This window comes from Frondihabitans sucicola, assembly GCF_030296615.1.
GTDB classification, from domain to species: domain Bacteria; phylum Actinomycetota; class Actinomycetes; order Actinomycetales; family Microbacteriaceae; genus Frondihabitans; species Frondihabitans sucicola.
Genome location: NZ_AP027732.1, coordinates 3878106 through 3893965 on the forward strand (window position 1 = coordinate 3878106; position 15860 = coordinate 3893965).

A 15860-nucleotide genomic window follows, 5' to 3' on the forward strand; every position below is an offset into this window, starting at 1 on the left:
ACGCGACCTGCGTGGGATCCTGCGCCCGGGACCCGCCCTGGGGAAGGAGTCGCCCGGATCGGCCCTGGGGAGGGGAACCCGGCTAGAGGCCGCGAGCGAGGCGGTAGTAGGCGGCGTTCCACTGCACCTCGCGGCGGAACTCGCGTAGGCGCGTCTCTTCGTCGATGATCAGCAGCTCGGTGCCGGCCATGAGCGCGAAGTCTTCGAACGCCTCGAGGCCGACGGCCGTGCTCATGACGGTGTGGTGCGCGGCGCCGGCGGTCAGCCAGGCCTCCGCGGAGACGGCGAACGAGGGCCGGGGCTCCCAGACGGCGCGGCCGACGGGGAGGTTCGGCAGCGCGGCGGTCGGCGGGACGACGTCGACGACGTTGGCGGTCAGCCGGAAGCGATCGCGCATGTCGGAGAGCGCCACGACGACGGCGGGCCCAGGATCGGCGGTGAAGACCAAGCGGACCGGGTCGTCCTTGCCGCCGATCCCCAGGGCGTGGATCTCCAGCGTCGGCTTGGCGGCAGTGAGCGTGGGCGAGACCTCGAGCATGTGCGCCCCGAGGATCTTCTCCGCGCCCGGGGTCAGGTCGTAGGTGTAGTCCTCCATCAGGGACGCACCGCCGGGCAGGCCGGCTCCCATGACGTTGGCGGCCCGCACCAGGACGGCCGTCTTCCAGTCGCCCTCGGCGCCGAAGCCGTAGCCCTCGGCCATCAGGCGCTGCACGGCGAGACCCGGGAGCTGCTTGAGAGCGCCGAGGTCTTCGAAGTTGGTCGTGAAGGCGCCGAAGTCGCCTGCCTCGAGGAACGAGCGGAGCCCCAGTTCGATGGCGGCACCGTCGCGCAGCGACTGGTGGCGGTCACCCCCGGCAGGAGGGAAGGCACGACGTCGTACGAGTCGACGTACACCTGCACGAGCGCGTCGACATCGGCCGACGAAGCCGAGGCGACCGCCTCGGCCAGCTCGTTCACGCCCCAGGTGTTGACCGAGACGCCGAACACGTGCTCGGCCTCGGTCTTGTCGCCCTCCGTGACGGCGACGTTGCGCATGTTGTCGCCGAAGCGCGCCAGCTTGAGGTCGCGCGTCGCCGCCCAGCCGGCGGCGGCGCGGGTCCAGGTGGCGATCTGCGAGACGACGCGAGGGTCGGAGTGATGCCCGACGACGGTCTTGCGGGCGACGCCGAGGCGCGACTGGATGTAGCCGAACTCGCGGTCGCCGTGGGCGGCCTGGTTGAGGTTCATGAAGTCGAAGTCGATCTCGGCCCAGGGCAGCTCGACGTTCGCCTGCGTGTGGAAGTGCAGCAGCGGCTTCTGGAGCGCGTCGAGCCCCTTGATCCACATCTTGGCGGGGCTGAAGGTGTGCATCCACGCGGTCACGCCGATGACGTCGTCGCGGGCGTTGACCTCGAGAGCGAGCCTGCGGATCGCGTCGGAGTCGGTGAGGACCGGCTTCCAGACGATCTTCACGGGAATGCCTGGATTCGCTTCGAGGGCGTCGGCGATCTGCTTCGACTGCGAAGCGACCTGGCGGAGGGTCTCTTCGCCGTAGAGGCCTTGCGAGCCGGTGAGGAACCAGACCTCGAAGTGGTCCAGTGAGGTGGTGAGCGTCATGGGGTTTCTCCTGTCGAGTGGGCATCCGGCGCCGCGGCGCCGTCCGCACTGCTGTGCCGGGGCAGAGCTTCGCTCTGCCCGTAGACGTTCTGGTAGCGGTCGAAGAGAGCGTCGATGCTCTCGCTCGGGATGGGCAGCGGGTCGCCGAGCTGGCGCGAGATGTGGACGGTGCGCGCCACGTCCTCGGCCATGACGGCGGCCTTGACGGCGTCGCGGGCGTCCTTGCCGATGGTGAAGACGCCGTGGTTCTGCATCAGGACGGCGCGCGAGCGATGACCGGTGAGGGTCGCGACGACGCCGCGGCCGATCGAGTCGTCGCCGATGATCGCGAACGGGCCCACGGGGATCTCACCGCCGAACTCGTCGGCCATGGCCGTGATGACGCACGGGATCGCCTCACCCCTGGCGGCCCAGGCGGTGGCGTAGGTGGAGTGCGTGTGCACGACTCCCCCGACGGCGGGCATGTTCCGGTAGACGTAGGCGTGGGCCGCGGTGTCGGACGACGGGGACTTGTCGCTTCCCGGCGATCCTGCGATGACGATGCCCTCGAGGTCGCAGAGGATCTGGTTCTCGGGGGTGAGGTCGTCGTAGTCGACGCCGCTCGGCTTGATGACGAAGAGGTCGGCGCCGGGCACGCGACCCGAGACGTTGCCTCCCGTCCAGATGACGAGCCCGTACTTCGTCAGCTCGGAGTGGAGCTGCGCGACCCGCTGCCTCGTCTGCTGGATGGCGATCTCGACTTCTGGGGACCAGGATCCGATGGGCTCGGTCATGCTGTGGCGCCTTCTTTCGAGGTGGTCGGGGTGGCATCGGCAGCAGCCCGCTGGAGGGGCAGCGCCAGCCGGTAGCGGTCGAGGTAGGCGGCGAAGCCGTCGAGGTCGGACGGCGTCGGCGCGACCGTCACGGCTGCGCCCTCGTCGAAGACCTCGCCGGTCAGGAACTCCGACAGCGACGTCGACGACGACGAACGGAGGAAGGAGGCGAGCACGGCGATGCCCCAGGCGCCGCCCTCGCCGGCGGTGCTCTCGACCGAGATCGGAACGCGCAGGGCGGCTGCCAGCAGCTGCTGGGCCGCACCCGGAGTGCGGAAGAGCCCCCGTGGGCCAGGAGGCGATCGACGCGGACCTCTTCGTCGGCCAGCGCCTCCATGCCGATGCTGAGAGTGGCGAACGCGGCGTACACCTCGGCTCGGATCAGATTGCCGAGCGTGAAGCGGCTCGCGGGCGTGCGCACGAACAGGGGGCGCCCGTCGTCGACCCCGGTCACCGGCTCGCCCGCGAGGTAGTTGTAGGCCAGGAGACCACCGGCGTCGGGATCGCCCTTCACGGCTTCGTCGAGGAGGGTCGCGTACACGTCGTCCATCCCGACCGCCGAACCCGTCGCTTCGCTGAACCGCCCGAACACGCGAGCCCAGGCCGCCAGCTCGCTCGCGCCGTTGTTGCAGTGCACCATGGCGACCGCATCTCCGGCGGGGGTGGTGACGACGTCGAGCTCGGGGTGCACGCGCCGCAGGGGCGCGTCGAGGACGACCATGGCGAAGATGCTCGTGCCGACGCTCACGTTGCCCGTGCGGCGAGCGACCGAGTTGGTCGCGACCATGCCCGTTCCGGCATCGCCTTCCGGCGGGCAGAACGGCACACCGGCCTGGAGCGCACCGGTCGGATCGAGCAGAGCGGCCCCGTCGGCGGTCAGCTCACCGGCGCCCCGGCCCGCGACGAGGACGTCCGGAAGCAGGTTCGCGAGCGTGAGGTCGGGGGCTCGTTTCGCGAGGAGATCCTGCGCGACACCGAGCATGCGCTCGTCGTAGTCGCGCGTCGCGGGATCGATGGGGAACATGCCCGAGGCGTCGCCGACGCCCAGGACGTCGCGCCCGGTGAGGGCCCGGTGGACGTAGCCCGCGAGGGTCGTCAACGAGGCGATCTGCGCGACGTGGGGCTCGTCGTCGAGCACCGCCTGGTACAGGTGCGCCACCGACCAGCGGAGCGGGATGTTGAAGTCGAAAGCCTCGCTGAGTTCGGCGGCGGCCGGGCCGGTCGACGAGTTGCGCCAGGTGCGGAACGGGACGAGGAGCTCGCCTCGGGTGTCGCAGGCGATGTAGCCGTGCATCATGGCGGAGATCCCGATGGCGCCGAACCGGTCGGGGACCACGCCGAAAGTCGTCTTCACGTCGGCGACGAGATCGGCGTAGCTCGCCTGGAGACCGGCCCGGACGGCCTCGACCGAGTAGGTCCAGCGGCCGTCGACGAACTCGTTCTCCCACTCGTGGCTGCCCGAGGCGATGGTGACGTTGCGCTCGTCGACGAGGCAGGCCTTGATGCGGGTCGAGCCGAACTCGATGCCGAGGGTGGCGCGGCCGTCGGCGATGACCCGCGCGAGGCGGGCCACGGCGTCGGCGTCGGTGGGGGTGGTCATGAGGACGTCCTTGTCGTCGAAGAGTCGTGCGCCCCCAGTGTGCCATGTGAGCGCTCACATGCCAAGCCCGGCGGATGCGCTGGTGCCTCCCCGGTCACCCGCCCGCCGCCTACCCGGCACCTCCCCGGCACCTAACCAGCACCTACCCGCACCTACCCGCCGGAAATCGAAGGGGATTTTCGCCGCAGGGTGCGTTCCGCCGCGCGACGTCGAGCGCGCGACGAAAATCCCCTTCGATTTCGGGAGGGGAGGGGGTGGGCGGGTAGGCGGGAGGGCGGAGGCCGGGGCGGGGCAGAGCCGGTCAGGAACGACGGCGCGCCGTGCTGGAGCGGACGACGAGGGTGGGCGCGGCGACCCGGCCCACGTCGGCCGCGCCGCCGGCGAGCAGCGACTCGACGGTCGCCATGATCTGGCGGCCGAGCGCGGAGAAGTCTTGGCGGACGGTGGTGAGCGGCGGGAAGTAGTGGGCGGCCTCGGGCACGTCGTCGAAACCGGTGATGCTCACCCGGGCGGGCACCTCGATCCTGCGCTCCGCGAACGCGTGCAGAACTCCCAGCGCCATCTGGTCGTTGGCGCAGAAGACGGCGGTGAGGTCGGGGGACTCGGCGAGTTCAAGGCCGATGCGGTAGCCGGACTCCGGCGTCCAGTCGCCGCGCAGCACGGCGGGGCTCTCGAGCCCGAGGGAGTCGAGGGCCGAACGCCAGCCGCGCTCGCGCTCACGGGCGTCGGTCCACTCGGCCGGGCCGCCGACGTGGACGATCGAGGTGTGCCCCAGGGACGCGAGATGCTCGGTCGCGAGCACGGCGCCGGAGAACTGATCGAGCGACACCGAGACGAGGCCGTCGTGGGCCGTCGAGTCGGCGGTGACGAGCGGCACCCGGATGTCGACGGCCTGCACGGCTTCGATGGCGCCGGAGTCGGGCGCGATCAGCACGATGGCCTCGACGTTCTGCCCGAGGAGAGCGTCGACGGCGGCGCGCATCCCGGTGCGCATCGTCTCGGCGTCGGAGGGGGCAGGGTCGCGATCGACACCTGGTAGCCGGCCTGGCGCGCGGCCCCGTCGAACCCCTGCATGATGCTGGACGGCCCGAACAGGGGGCCGCCGGTCGAGATGAGGCCGAGGGCGCGGGTCTTGCGGCTTGCCAGGGCGCGCGCCGCGGCGCTCGGCCGGTAGTTGAGCTTGGCGATGGCCTCGTCGACCTTGGCGCGGGTCGCCGGCCGCACGTTCGGGTCGCCGTTCACGACGCGCGACACCGTCTGGTGCGAGACGCCGGCTTCAGACGCGACGTCGAAGATGTTGGCCACGCCGTGAGTCTATGTGCACGCTCACTCGGGACGTCCGATGCCCGCCGACACGAGCAGGAACAGCCCGGAGCAGGATCACGCCGGGTCGGCTACGAGGGCCAGGAGCGCCTCGATCTCGACAGCCGTCGGCGCGGTGGCCGGGCCCCGGCGTCCCACCGCGATCGACGCGGCCGCATTCGCGCGCCGGGCTGCTGCGGTGAGCGAGCCTCCGCGTGCCAGGCCTGCGCACAGCACCCCGCAGTGGGCGTCGCCCGCCCCGGTCGTGTCGAGGACGCGACTCGGGAAACCCGGTATCCGTTCCGCAGACGGGGCGCCGTGCTCCGCCACCCAGCACCCGTCGGCGCCGTCACGCACGACGACCGCCGCTCCCGGCCGCGCTCGCGCGGCCAGACGCGTCGCGTCGCTCCCGGCCCGCCCGCCGTCGAAGGGCAGCGGGTCGACCTCGGGCCGGGGGCCGGCCGCGGTCCGCGTCCCCTCGCCGCTCGGAAGACGGGCCAGCAGCAGGTGAGCCTCGCGGGCATTGGCCGTCAGCACGTCGGTGCGAGCGAGGACGGCCGCGAGAGCTGAGTCGTCGAGGCTCGCCACGAGCGGCGACGGGTCGAACACGACCCTCACCTCGGGGCCGAGACCGGCCACCCACCCGGGCAGGGTCCGCGGCGAGTGGGCGAGGCTGTAGCCGGAGACGACGACGAGGTCGCCCGCTTCGAGGGCGACGGCGTCGAGATCCTGCCGGGTCAGGCGCGCCTCGGCGCCCACGTGCGTGACGAAGGTCCGTTCGCCACTCGGGTCGACCAGCACGACCGAGTAGCCGGTGTCGACGTCGTACACGGGCCCGAGGGCCGGTATCCCGGCGTCGCGCAGCGCGGCGGCGGCGACATCGGCGAACCCTCCGGTGCCGCGCGCGCCGACGTGGACGGCGTCGAGTCCGTCGCGGCGTGCGGCGACGAGGGTGTTGAACGCTCCTCCGGCCGTGATCGCCGAGGAGGACGCGAGCGCGTCTCCCCGCGCTCCGGAAGCGCGTCGACGGCCAGGGCGATGTCGATGATGACGTTGCCGGTGTGGACGAGTCGCGTCACTCGCGCACCCCGCTCCCGTCGCGCAGTTCCAGGAGCCCGTCGGCGAGGGCGGCGAGATCGAACCCGTTGACGCGGTCGATGCGGGTCACGGCGGCGCCGGGCCAGACCGCCGTGCCGAACACGGCCCCGAGGATCGCACCCGCCATCGCTCCGATCGTGTCGGTGTCGCCGCCCACGCTGGCCGCCTGGCCGAGGGTCGTCCACGGATCCTGGTCCAGAGAGGCGAGTGCGACCGCGGCCACCACCGACTCCTGGGACGCGACCGAGGTCCCGACCACGTCGAAGAGGGCTTCGAGGCGCGCCTCCGCCGGCACCCGCGGCAGCCACGACCGGGCCCACTCGATGCGCGCCGCGATGTCGCCGCCGGCCACCCAGACGCCGCGGCCCGCTCCCTCGCGCGCGGCCTCGACGGCTGCGTCGACGGCCTCCTCGCGGCTCGCCCCGTCGATGCCGGCGCTCACGGCCGCCGCGACGGCTGCGGCACCCGCGATCCCGAGCCCCGTGTTGTGCGTCACCGAGCTCGCCGCCACGACGGCGTCCACCAGCGACGACGTGTCTCCGGGCGGAGTCGCGATGCCCACCGGAGCGATGCGCATCGCCGCGCCGTTGGTGGTGCCGCCCGACCCGGCCTCCGAGACGGGTACGCCGCGCAGGATCCTGCCGACCGCCGCTTTGGTGCTGGGCCCGAGCAGATCGAGGGATCCTCGCGCCTCCATCGCGCGCTCCCACTCGACCAGGCGGTCGGCGAACTCGCGCGGGTCGATGTGGCCTCCGCCGTCGATGAGCAGCCGGGCGACGAGGATCGCCTGCTCGGTGTCGTCGGTGACGGTCGCGGCGCGCATCCCGTGCGCGATGCGCTGGTTCGGCGAGGCATCCACGAAGTCGGTGATGCGGCCGTAGTCGGCTCGGATCTCGCGCAGGGACATCGACTGCGTCGGCATTCCGAGGGCGTCGCCGATCGCGAGGCCGGTGAGCGAGCCGAGAGCGCGGTCGCGACGTGCGGGATCGCCTGTCATGGGCCCATCGTGCCAGGGTTGAGGGAACGGGAGACGAAGATGTCGCCCGACGAGCCTTGCCCACGATCGACACCGAAGGAGCATCGAGCTGACCTGTGCGACCGACGACGACCTGGTCCGCGCGCTGCGCGCGGGCGGCAGCGTCTTCGCCGAGGACGAAGCCGGCCTGCTGCGGGAGGCCGCTGCCACGGGGCGGGACCTGGGCAGGATGCTCTCCGACCGTCTCGCGGGCAGCCCGCTCGAGCAGGTGCTCGGCTGGGCGGAGTTCCGGGGTCTCCGCATCCGGGTCGAGCCGGGGGTGTTCGTGCCGCGCCTGCGCACGACGTTCCTCGTCGAGACCGCCCTCGCGCACCTGGCCGGCGCGGGCTCGACGGCCCCGATCGTCCTCGACCTCTGCTGCGGCTCCGGCGCCGCCGGGGCCGCCGTCGAGGACGCCCTGCCGGACGCCGCCGTGTTCGCCACCGACATCGAGCCGGCTGCCACCGCCTGCGCCCGTTCGAACCTCGCGCACCCCGAGCGCGTCTTCGAGGGCGACCTCTTCGACGCCGTTCCGACCGCGCTCCTCGGCCGCTTCGACGTCATCCTGGCCAACGCCCCGTACGTGCCCACGGACGAGATCACCTTCATGCCGCAGGAGGCGAGACTGCACGAGCCGGGCAGCGCTCTCGACGGCGGGGTGGACGGCCTCCGGATCCAGGCGCGGGTCGCCGCGGCCGCCACCGACTGGCTGAGGCCGGGCGGACTCCTCGTGATCGAGACGAGCGTGCGGCAGGCAGAGGCGACGCGCGAGCTGCTCGCCGAAGCGGGTCTCGAGACACGGATTCGTCACTCGGACGACCTCGACGCGACCCTGGTTGCGGGAGTACACCTGGAAAAGCTCGACCAGAGCGACTCCGACTCCTGACGAAAGGCGCCCCATGCCGACCAAGATCACCTTCATCTACGACAACCCGACGGACCCGGAGGCGTTCGAGGCCGGCTACGCCGAGAACCTCGCTCTCGCCAAGGCGCTTCCGGGCATCACGAAGGTCGAGACCAGCAAGGTCTGGCCCAAGGAGGACGGCACACCCACCCCCGCCTACCGGAGCGTCGACCTCTACTTCGCCGACTACGACTCGGCGAGCGCCGCCGTCGCCACCGAGCAGGCGGGAGCCCTGTTCCCGAACGCGTTCGGACTCGCGACCGGCGGTGTGCGGATCCTGTTCTCGGACATCGAGGAGGGGTAGGGCGGCTCTCAGGTCACCGCGAGCAGCTGGAGGACGACCCGCCCCGGATGGTTGGGGGCGGGTCGTTCGGCGTCGAGATAAGGGCTTCCTAACCGCCGGGCAGCACATGTAAGGTTTGCCTTACCTTCCTCCATCGGGCGCGCCCGATGCCCCATCTCCGGAGCGAAGTCCGCCCGGCTAGAGAAACGTCATGCTCGCAACCCTCGTGATCGGCCTCCGTGAAGGCCTCGAAGCCACGCTCATCGTCGGCATCATCGCAGCGTTCCTCACACGCAACCGCATTCCCCTGTGGCCCATGTGGCTCGGAGTCGGCGTGGCCGTCTTCCTCAGCGTCGCGGTCGGCGTCGTCCTCGACCTCGTCGAGCAGGCTCTCCCGCAGGCCGAGCAGGAGGGGATGGAGGCGATCATCGGCGCGGTGGCCGTCGTATTCGTCACGACGATGATCGTCTGGATGCGGAAGCACGCTCGCGATCTCAAGGGCGACCTCGAGGCCGAGGCGACCGCCGCGACGAACCGCGGCACGGCCTGGGCTCTGGCCGGCATGGCCTTCCTCGCGGTACTGAAAGAAGGCTTCGAGACCTCCGTCTTCCTGCTGGCGACCTTCCAGGCCTCGTCCGACACGGGTCTCGCCGCCCTCGGCGCCGTCATCGGAGTCGCCGCAGCCGTCGCGATCGGGTTCGGCCTCTACACCGGCGGCGTCCGCCTCAATCTGGCCAAGTTCTTCACCGGCACCGGCGTGTTCCTGGTGTTCGTCGCCGCGGGCCTCGTCATGACCGCTCTGCGCACGGCGCACGAGGCGGGCTGGATCCAGATCGGCCAGCAGCGCACCGTCGACCTCAGCTGGCTCGCGCCCAACGGAACAGTGCTCGGCGCCCTGATCACCGGCGTCCTCGGCATCCAGCCCGATCCGCGCCTCGTCGAGGTGCTCGGCTGGTTCTGCTATCTCGTGCCCGTGCTCCTCCTGTCGATCTGGCCTCGCGCCTGGCGTCCCACGCGCGCGGGCATCCCCGGGTACGCGCCGTCTTCGCGGCCTCGTTCGCGGTCGCGGCCATCGTGCTGGCCGTGGCGGTGCACGGTCCGTCCGTGGCGGCGCCCGGCACGCTGGCCGTCTCGAGCGGATCCGGGACGGCCCAGGCCGCCGCCACGGTGACCGGCCAGCGCGCAGACCTGCGGGTGACCGGCGATCAGAAGGTCCGCGTGGCGTTCCCCGCCTCGGCCCACAGCACGGGCGAGCACGCCGGGGTGAGCGCTGATCGCTGGCGGACGACCGCAGAAGTGCCCACCGCCGACCGGCCGTCCACGGTCACCGTCGACGACCTCGTCTCCCTGTTCGCGCGGATTCCGGTCGGCATCTCGCCCGACACGCAGCCCGGCCCCTACGCGGCTCGCTGGTCGACGACGGCCACGACGACCCTGTGGAGCGTGGGCGGCGGCATCCTCGACACGAAGCGCACCGAGCGGACCGTCCTGACCATCTCCGGCGGCGGGCTGACGACCTCGCGCTCCTACTCCGTCGACGCCGCGTCCGGCAGCGGTGACTCGACCTGGTCGGTCCCCTCCGCCCGCGTCGACTCGATCGCGCTCGACGTCCGCGCGGCGAAGACAACCACCTCCGAGTTGCGCGTCTGGAACGCCTGGCTGCCGATCGCTCTCGGCATCGCGGCCCTCTGGCAGGCGGCGCTCCTCGTGCGCGACCGCCGCCGCGCCTCCCTCGAATCACAGCCTTCCGAATCCCCCACCCCCACCCCTGACGACTCGGTGTCCGATCAGGGCGACACCACTAGGAGCTCCAGCTATGCCGTTCGGTGACCCGAAGCCAACCCGGACCAGATCCGTCCTCCTCATCGGTGCGATCGCCACCGCGACCGCTCTCGCCCTCGCGGGCTGCTCGACCGGCGGCGGTCCCGCCGCGGACGCCTCGTCGGGAGGCGTGAACCACGTGAAGATCACTCTGACCGGCGACGGCAGCGACTCGTGCGCCGTGTCGACCCAGAAGGTTCCTGCGGGCCCCGTGACCTTCACGGTCACGAACAAGTCGTCGACGGGCATCACCGAGGTCGAACTCCTCCAGGAGCAGAAGATCCTCGGCGAGAAGGAGAACCTCGCTCCCGGTCTCGCCGCGGCGAAGTTCACGGTGACCCTCGGCGGCGGCAAGTACCAGGTGTACTGCCCCGGAGCCACCAAGGAGCTCACCGACTTCACCGTCACCGGCAAGGCCGCGAGCGCCTCGAACAGTTCGGCCGCGACGCTGCTGCGCACCGGTGCCAAGCAGTACGCGACCTACGTCAACGATCAGGTCTCGACCATGGTCGACACGACCGAGGCCCTTCAGACCGCGGTCGACTCGGGCGATCTCACGGCAGCCCAGACCGCGTACGCGAAGGCCCGCCCCTACTACGAGCGAGTCGAGAGCGACGTCGACGGGTTCATCAAGCCCGGTCACAAGGCGACCGACAACGCCGGGAACCTCGACTACCTGATCGACATGCGAGCCTCCAACCTCGACCCGGCCGTCGGCTGGCACGGTTACCACGCCGTCGAGCGCGACCTCTTCCAGGCCGGCAAGATCACGGCGTCCACCAAGTCGCTCGCGGCCGAGCTGACCGCGAACGTCAAGGAGCTCAACACGCTCGTGCCGAAGCTCGGTTACAAGCCGGAGGACCTCGCGAACGGTGCCGCCGGTCTCCTCGAAGAGGTCCAGTCCGAGAAGGTCACCGGCGAGGAGGAGGCCTTCAGTCACATCGACCTCGTCGACCTCGCCGCCAACGTCGAGGGCGCCGAAGAGGCCTTCGCCTACATGCGCCCGGGCCTGACCAAGCTCGACCCGGCGATCACGAAGCGGATCGTCACGCAGTTCGCCGCGACCGACGCTCTGCTCGACAAGTACCGCGACGCCTCCGGCCTCGGTGGCTACATCACGTACGACGCCGCCGCCAAGGCCGCGGACGCGAACACGATCTCGCAGCAGATCCAGGCGCTGCAGGATCCTCTGGCGCAGCTGGCCGAGAAGGTCGCCACGGCGTGACGGAAGATCGTCACGACGACGGCGCCGGCTCCGGGGAACACGTCCCCGCGCCGGCGCCGTCCGGCGTCTCTCGGAGGGCCCTGTTCGGCGGCGGGCTCGCTGCCGCTGCCGGCGTCGGCGCCCTCGCGGGCATCGGAGGGTCTCTCGCAGCGCAGGCGGCGTCGGCGCCGCCGCCCGGCGAGGACATCGATCTGTCGGCGAGCCACCCGTTCTACGCCGAGGCCACGAAGCAGCCCCAGGGCGGCATCCGGACGGTTCCCCAGCGCTACTGCGTGCTGATGACCTTCGACATGTCCTCGACGCTCACCGCCGACCTGCAGGTGCTGCTCGCCCGCTGGTCGGCCGCGATCGCGCAACTGCAGGCCGGCAAGACCATCGGCAGCGTCTCCCCGCGCACGGCGCGGGGGTCGGCGCCGACACCGGCGAGGCGCTCGACCTCGGCCCCGCCTCGTTGACCGTCACGGTCGGCCTCGGCCCGGGGATCTTCGACGGCCGGTTCGGACTCGCGAACAAGAAGCCGGCGCATCTGGCCCAGATCCCCGACCTGCCGAGCGACAACCTCGCGGCCGCGACGACCGGCGGCGACCTCTCGCTCCAGGCGTGCGCCGACGATCCTCAGGTGGCCTATCACGCCATCCGCGACCTCGCCCGCATGGCCAGAGGCACGGCGACCGTGCGCTGGACCGTCCTCGGGTTCGGACGCGCCTCCGCGGGCAAGAACCAGACGACGCCGCGCAACCTGATGGGCTTCAAGGACGGCACCCGCAACATCACCTCGGACGCCGACTACGACGAGTTCGTCTGGCTCGGCGACTCCGCCGGCTGGATGGCGGGCGGCACCTACCAGGTCGTGCGGAAGATCGAGATGAACATCGAGATCTGGGACGCCGACGTCATCAGCGACCAGCAGCGCGTCTTCGGGCGCACCAAGGTCGACGGCGCGCCGCTCTCGGGCGGCAGCGAGCACACCACTCCCGACTTCCACGCGAAGGCCGGTGGCGAGCTGAAGATCGACCCGCGATCCCACGTGTCCCTCGCGGCCCACGAGCACCACGGCGGGGTCAAGATCCTGCGCCGCCCCTACAACTACACCGACGGCCTCAACCAGTACGGACAGCTCGACGCCGGGCTGCTGTTCACGGCGTACATGAACGACCCGGAGCACTTCACCCGGATCCAGACCCGGCTCGGCTCATCCGACCGGCTCAACGAGTACATCTCGCACATCGGGTCGGCGGTCTTCGCCGTTCCGCCGGCCCCGCGGGCCGGGGAGTACATCGGGCAGGCTCTGTTCCGCTAGCGGTCCCGCCCGGCCTCCCGACGCCGTCCTGCGCGGCCGATGCCGTCAGCCGAGGGATTCCACCCCGCCCGCGGCGGGCGGCACCGGGGTGGCGACCCGGCTGGCGCGCGGCTGTTGAAGTCGGCGGCCGAGCCGGGCCAGGGGTTCGGGCAGGCCCCAGAGCCAGGTGGCGCGCTTGGTCAGCGAGTGGACGCCGAGCGAGACCAGGATCGCGACGGCGGTGAAGATCGGCGGCACGATCGGCGCGAGGACGTGGAGCGAGCTCGCCACCGGGGCGAGCAGGGCGACCCCGAGCAGGATCGGGTAGAAGTGCACGAGGTACACCTGCAGCGTGTTCTGCCCGAGCAGCCGCAGCCAGCCGAAGGCGGGCAGCCGACTCAGCATGATGGCCAGCGAGCATCCCGCGGTGATGGCCAGGAGGCTGACGACGACGCGGACGACCGGGGCCGTGAGGAAGTCGAACTTCGCGCTCGAGACCGCGGCCGCGAAATAGAACACGAAGGCCAGGATCGTGAAACGCCAGGTCGCGCGGGGAGCCCACGCCCGCACCATCGGCGAGACCTTCGTCGCGAGCAGGAAGTACAGGAAGTACATGCCCATCTTGTCGAGGGCGCCGTTCGGGGAATCGATCAGCTTGGTGCCGAAGAGCTCGACGATCACGAAACCGATCGCCAACTGGACGCCGATCGGGAGCGGCTTGATCACCCACGCCAGGGCGAAGTACACGGCCAGGCCGTAGATGAACCAGGTGCTCTCGTTGGGCCAGACGAGCGACAGGGCCAGCGAGAGGGCCGTCGGGGCGCTCTGCCCCTCTCCCACGAGCGGGATGAACTGGAACGCGACGAACCAGATGACGCACCACAGCACGAAGAGCCAGATCAGCCGGGCCATCCGAGACCAGAAGAGCTCGGGGAACGATCTCGAGATCGCCTTCTGAGCGAACATGCCCGCCGTGAAGAAGAACAGCGGCATCCGGAAGGTGTCGAGCAGGGTCGCCGGGGTCTCCCACGGCCCCGCGAGGTGGAGTTCCGCGGGGAAGATGATGGAGTGGAAGAGCGCGACGAGGATGATCGCCATCCCCTTCGCGACGTCGATCCAGGTCTCGCGGATCTTCGTTGCGGGGGAGCTCGCGTTAACTGCAGTAGCCATGTGTCACCGTCTCGGGCCGATGAGGCGACCGAGAATTCGGGAACCCGGTCATCCGACAGACTAGCGGTGACGGCCGGAGGGCTCTACGCTCTCATCGGGATGAATACCCGAATGTTCATCCCTGTGTCCTTGACCCGAAAGGCCACTCGTGTCTCACGTCGCCGCTGCCCCGCGCGCCGTCACCGGCCGGATCCCCTGGATCGACACCGGTCGCGGCATCGCGATCCTGCTCGTCACGCTCTTCCACACCACCAACTGGCTCCTCGGAGCCGGCTTCCACGTCGAGTGGTGGTCGACCGTCGACAACACCCTCGCATCCCTCCGGATGCCGCTGTTCTTCACCCTCTCCGGCATCTTCGCGCCCAAATGGCTGCGCGCCTCCTGGGGTGACCTGCTCCGGTCGAAGGTTCTCCTGTTCGTCTGGGTGTTCCTCATCTGGGAGACCATCGGCGCGATTTTCTTCCAGCTGGGCCTCGTCATGCAGGACAAATGCTGCGGGGTGCGCGACACGGCCATCGGCCTGATCCTGTCGCCCGTCATGCCGATCTACGAGCTCTGGTTCATCTGGTCGCTGGCCATCTTCTTCGTCGTCGCCCGCGCGACCCGCAGGATCGACTCCCGCATCCAGATCGCCGTCGCCGCCGCGATCGGCTTCGTGGCGCTCATGGGCTGGCCGGGGATCAACGACGGCTGGGAGGGCAGCGCCAAGTACTACATGTTCTTCATCGGCGGTCTGTACCTGCGCGAGTGGATCGTGCGCTACGGGAACACGAGGAACCAGGTGATCCTCGCGGCGGCCCTCGTCGTCTGGGCGATCATCTCGATCGTGCTCGGGGTGTTCGACCTGGGTCACGTGCCCGGCGCGTACTTCCTCAACTCGATCGCCGGGGTCCTCGGCGGGATCGCCCTCAGCCGGTTCTTGATGCCGGTGAGATTCCTGGGCAGGATCGGCCAGCAGACGCTGCCCATCTACCTCGCTCACACGCCGATCATCCTGGCCATCGTGTTCGTCATCCACGAGACACCGCTGCTGGGTGCCCTGACGCCGTTCGCGATGATCCTGCCGCCCGTGATCGCCGGCATCGCCGTCTTCCTCACTCTCCGGCTGCACGCGATCCTCGCGAAGACACCGCTGCGCTACCTCTACGAGCCGCCGGCGGCCCTGGCGCGCAAGCGCGCACCGAGACTCCCGGAGACGGCCGTCGCTCCGGGACGAGTCATCGGTTGAACCAGGGGACACGCCGTGTCCCCTGGTTTGGGGGCACACCGAGGTTCGGTCTCCCCTCCCTCGGCCTCGCCGAAACCACATAGGCTGAACGAATCGCTGCGGCAGTGCCGGTGGGTGCACGCGAGGCGACACACGGCCCGGGAGCCCGAATCTCCCGGTGAACCGCCCTCGGCCCACCTTGATCAGGAATGGAAGCCCCTCCGATGGACCCGAACGACTATTGGAAGGCTCTTCGTAAGAGCTGGATCGTCATCGTCGCACTCGCGATCGTGGGAGGCATCGTCGGCGTCGGCTACGCCTCGACGCTGCCCGACTCGTACAAGGCGCAGTCGAGCCTCTTCGTCGCGTCGAACGGCGCGAACAGCGGCAGCGACCTCGTGCAGGGCTCCACCTTCACGCAGAACCTCGTGCAGTCGTACTCCGCACTGGCCACGACGTCCTCCGTCCTCACGCCGGTGATCGCCGAGTTGAACCTCGACACGACTCCCACGAAACTGGCCCGCCAGATCAACGCGCAGACGCCGCTC

General features: G+C 70.5%; 14 protein-coding genes and 3 pseudogenes. 9 read left to right on the top strand and 8 right to left on the bottom strand.

Annotation, left to right across the window (positions count from 1 at the left end; genetic code table 11):
• Positions 1–82: 82 nt before the first annotated feature.
• From araA to QUE79_RS19990, 7 genes and pseudogenes are all read right to left on the bottom strand, one after another.
• Positions 83–1596 (bottom strand): annotated as a pseudogene (gene araA / locus QUE79_RS19960) (L-arabinose isomerase).
• Complete coding sequence (locus QUE79_RS19965; RefSeq protein WP_286344587.1) at positions 1593–2369, bottom strand: L-ribulose-5-phosphate 4-epimerase; 777 nt, start codon at positions 2367–2369, stop codon at positions 1593–1595. The pseudogene araA and the gene QUE79_RS19965 overlap by 4 nt, the downstream one beginning before the upstream one ends.
• Positions 2366–4008 (bottom strand): annotated as a pseudogene (locus QUE79_RS19970) (xylulokinase). The gene QUE79_RS19965 and the pseudogene QUE79_RS19970 overlap by 4 nt, the downstream one beginning before the upstream one ends.
• 301 nt (positions 4009–4309) lie before the next feature.
• Entirely contained in the window at positions 4310–4990 is a 681-nt protein-coding gene (locus QUE79_RS19975; RefSeq protein ID WP_286344588.1) for a substrate-binding domain-containing protein, read from the bottom strand.
• A complete protein-coding gene (locus tag QUE79_RS19980; protein ID WP_286344589.1) occupies positions 4936–5313 on the bottom strand; it encodes a LacI family DNA-binding transcriptional regulator in 378 nt (125 codons plus the stop codon). Before QUE79_RS19980 ends, QUE79_RS19975 begins: the two co-directional genes overlap by 55 nt.
• Positions 5314–5388: 75 nt before the next feature.
• Entirely contained in the window at positions 5389–6447 is a 1059-nt protein-coding gene (locus QUE79_RS19985) for a PfkB family carbohydrate kinase (RefSeq protein WP_350271728.1), read from the bottom strand.
• The gene (locus QUE79_RS19990; protein WP_286344590.1) at positions 6386–7405 is read right to left on the bottom strand and encodes an ADP-ribosylglycohydrolase family protein; all 1020 of its coding nucleotides are present in this window, start codon (positions 7403–7405) and stop codon (positions 6386–6388) included. The genes QUE79_RS19985 and QUE79_RS19990 overlap by 62 nt, the downstream gene beginning before the upstream one ends.
• Before the next feature lie 124 nt (positions 7406–7529).
• On the opposite strand from QUE79_RS19990, the gene QUE79_RS19995 reads away from it, so the two are divergent.
• The 7 genes from QUE79_RS19995 to QUE79_RS20025 all read left to right on the top strand — a co-directional run bounded on the left by QUE79_RS19995 (position 7530) and on the right by QUE79_RS20025 (position 12956).
• Positions 7530–8309, top strand: coding sequence for a putative protein N(5)-glutamine methyltransferase (locus QUE79_RS19995; RefSeq protein ID WP_350271729.1), 780 nt, complete (start codon positions 7530–7532; stop codon positions 8307–8309).
• Between the two features lie 13 nt (positions 8310–8322).
• The gene (locus QUE79_RS20000; RefSeq protein ID WP_286344591.1) at positions 8323–8631 is read left to right on the top strand and encodes an EthD family reductase; all 309 of its coding nucleotides are present in this window, start codon (positions 8323–8325) and stop codon (positions 8629–8631) included.
• 190 nt (positions 8632–8821) lie between these two features.
• Positions 8822–9781 carry an iron uptake transporter permease EfeU gene (gene efeU / locus QUE79_RS20005; protein ID WP_286344592.1) on the top strand — a complete coding sequence of 320 codons (960 nt, stop codon included), beginning with the start codon at positions 8822–8824 and terminating at the stop codon, positions 9779–9781.
• Entirely contained in the window at positions 9715–10440 is a 726-nt protein-coding gene (locus QUE79_RS20010; protein WP_286344593.1) for a hypothetical protein, read from the top strand. The genes efeU and QUE79_RS20010 overlap by 67 nt, the downstream gene beginning before the upstream one ends.
• Positions 10427–11656 (top strand): iron uptake system protein EfeO, encoded by a 1230-nt coding sequence (gene efeO / locus QUE79_RS20015; RefSeq protein WP_286344594.1) that lies wholly within the window; start codon positions 10427–10429, stop codon positions 11654–11656. The genes QUE79_RS20010 and efeO overlap by 14 nt, the downstream gene beginning before the upstream one ends.
• On the top strand, positions 11653–12111 hold the full coding sequence (locus QUE79_RS20020) for a hypothetical protein (protein WP_286344595.1): 459 nt from the start codon (positions 11653–11655) through the stop codon (positions 12109–12111). Before efeO ends, QUE79_RS20020 begins: the two co-directional genes overlap by 4 nt.
• Positions 12108–12956 (top strand): Dyp-type peroxidase, encoded by an 849-nt coding sequence (locus tag QUE79_RS20025; protein WP_286344596.1) that lies wholly within the window; start codon positions 12108–12110, stop codon positions 12954–12956. The genes QUE79_RS20020 and QUE79_RS20025 overlap by 4 nt, the downstream gene beginning before the upstream one ends.
• A gap of 45 nt (positions 12957–13001) precedes the next feature.
• Here the strand turns inward: QUE79_RS20025 and QUE79_RS20030 are convergent, their stop codons facing one another.
• Positions 13002–14105, bottom strand: a complete 1104-nt coding sequence (locus QUE79_RS20030; RefSeq protein ID WP_286344597.1) for an acyltransferase family protein — start codon at positions 14103–14105, stop codon at positions 13002–13004.
• Positions 14106–14253: 148 nt separating this feature from the next.
• Here QUE79_RS20030 and QUE79_RS20035 point away from each other — a divergent pair, with 148 nt between their 5' ends.
• A complete protein-coding gene (locus tag QUE79_RS20035) occupies positions 14254–15333 on the top strand; it encodes an acyltransferase family protein (protein ID WP_286344598.1) in 1080 nt (359 codons plus the stop codon).
• 203 nt (positions 15334–15536) lie between these two features.
• Positions 15537–15791, top strand: a pseudogene (locus QUE79_RS20040) (YveK family protein); the annotation flags it as partial.
• Between the last annotated feature and the right edge of the window lie 69 nt (positions 15792–15860).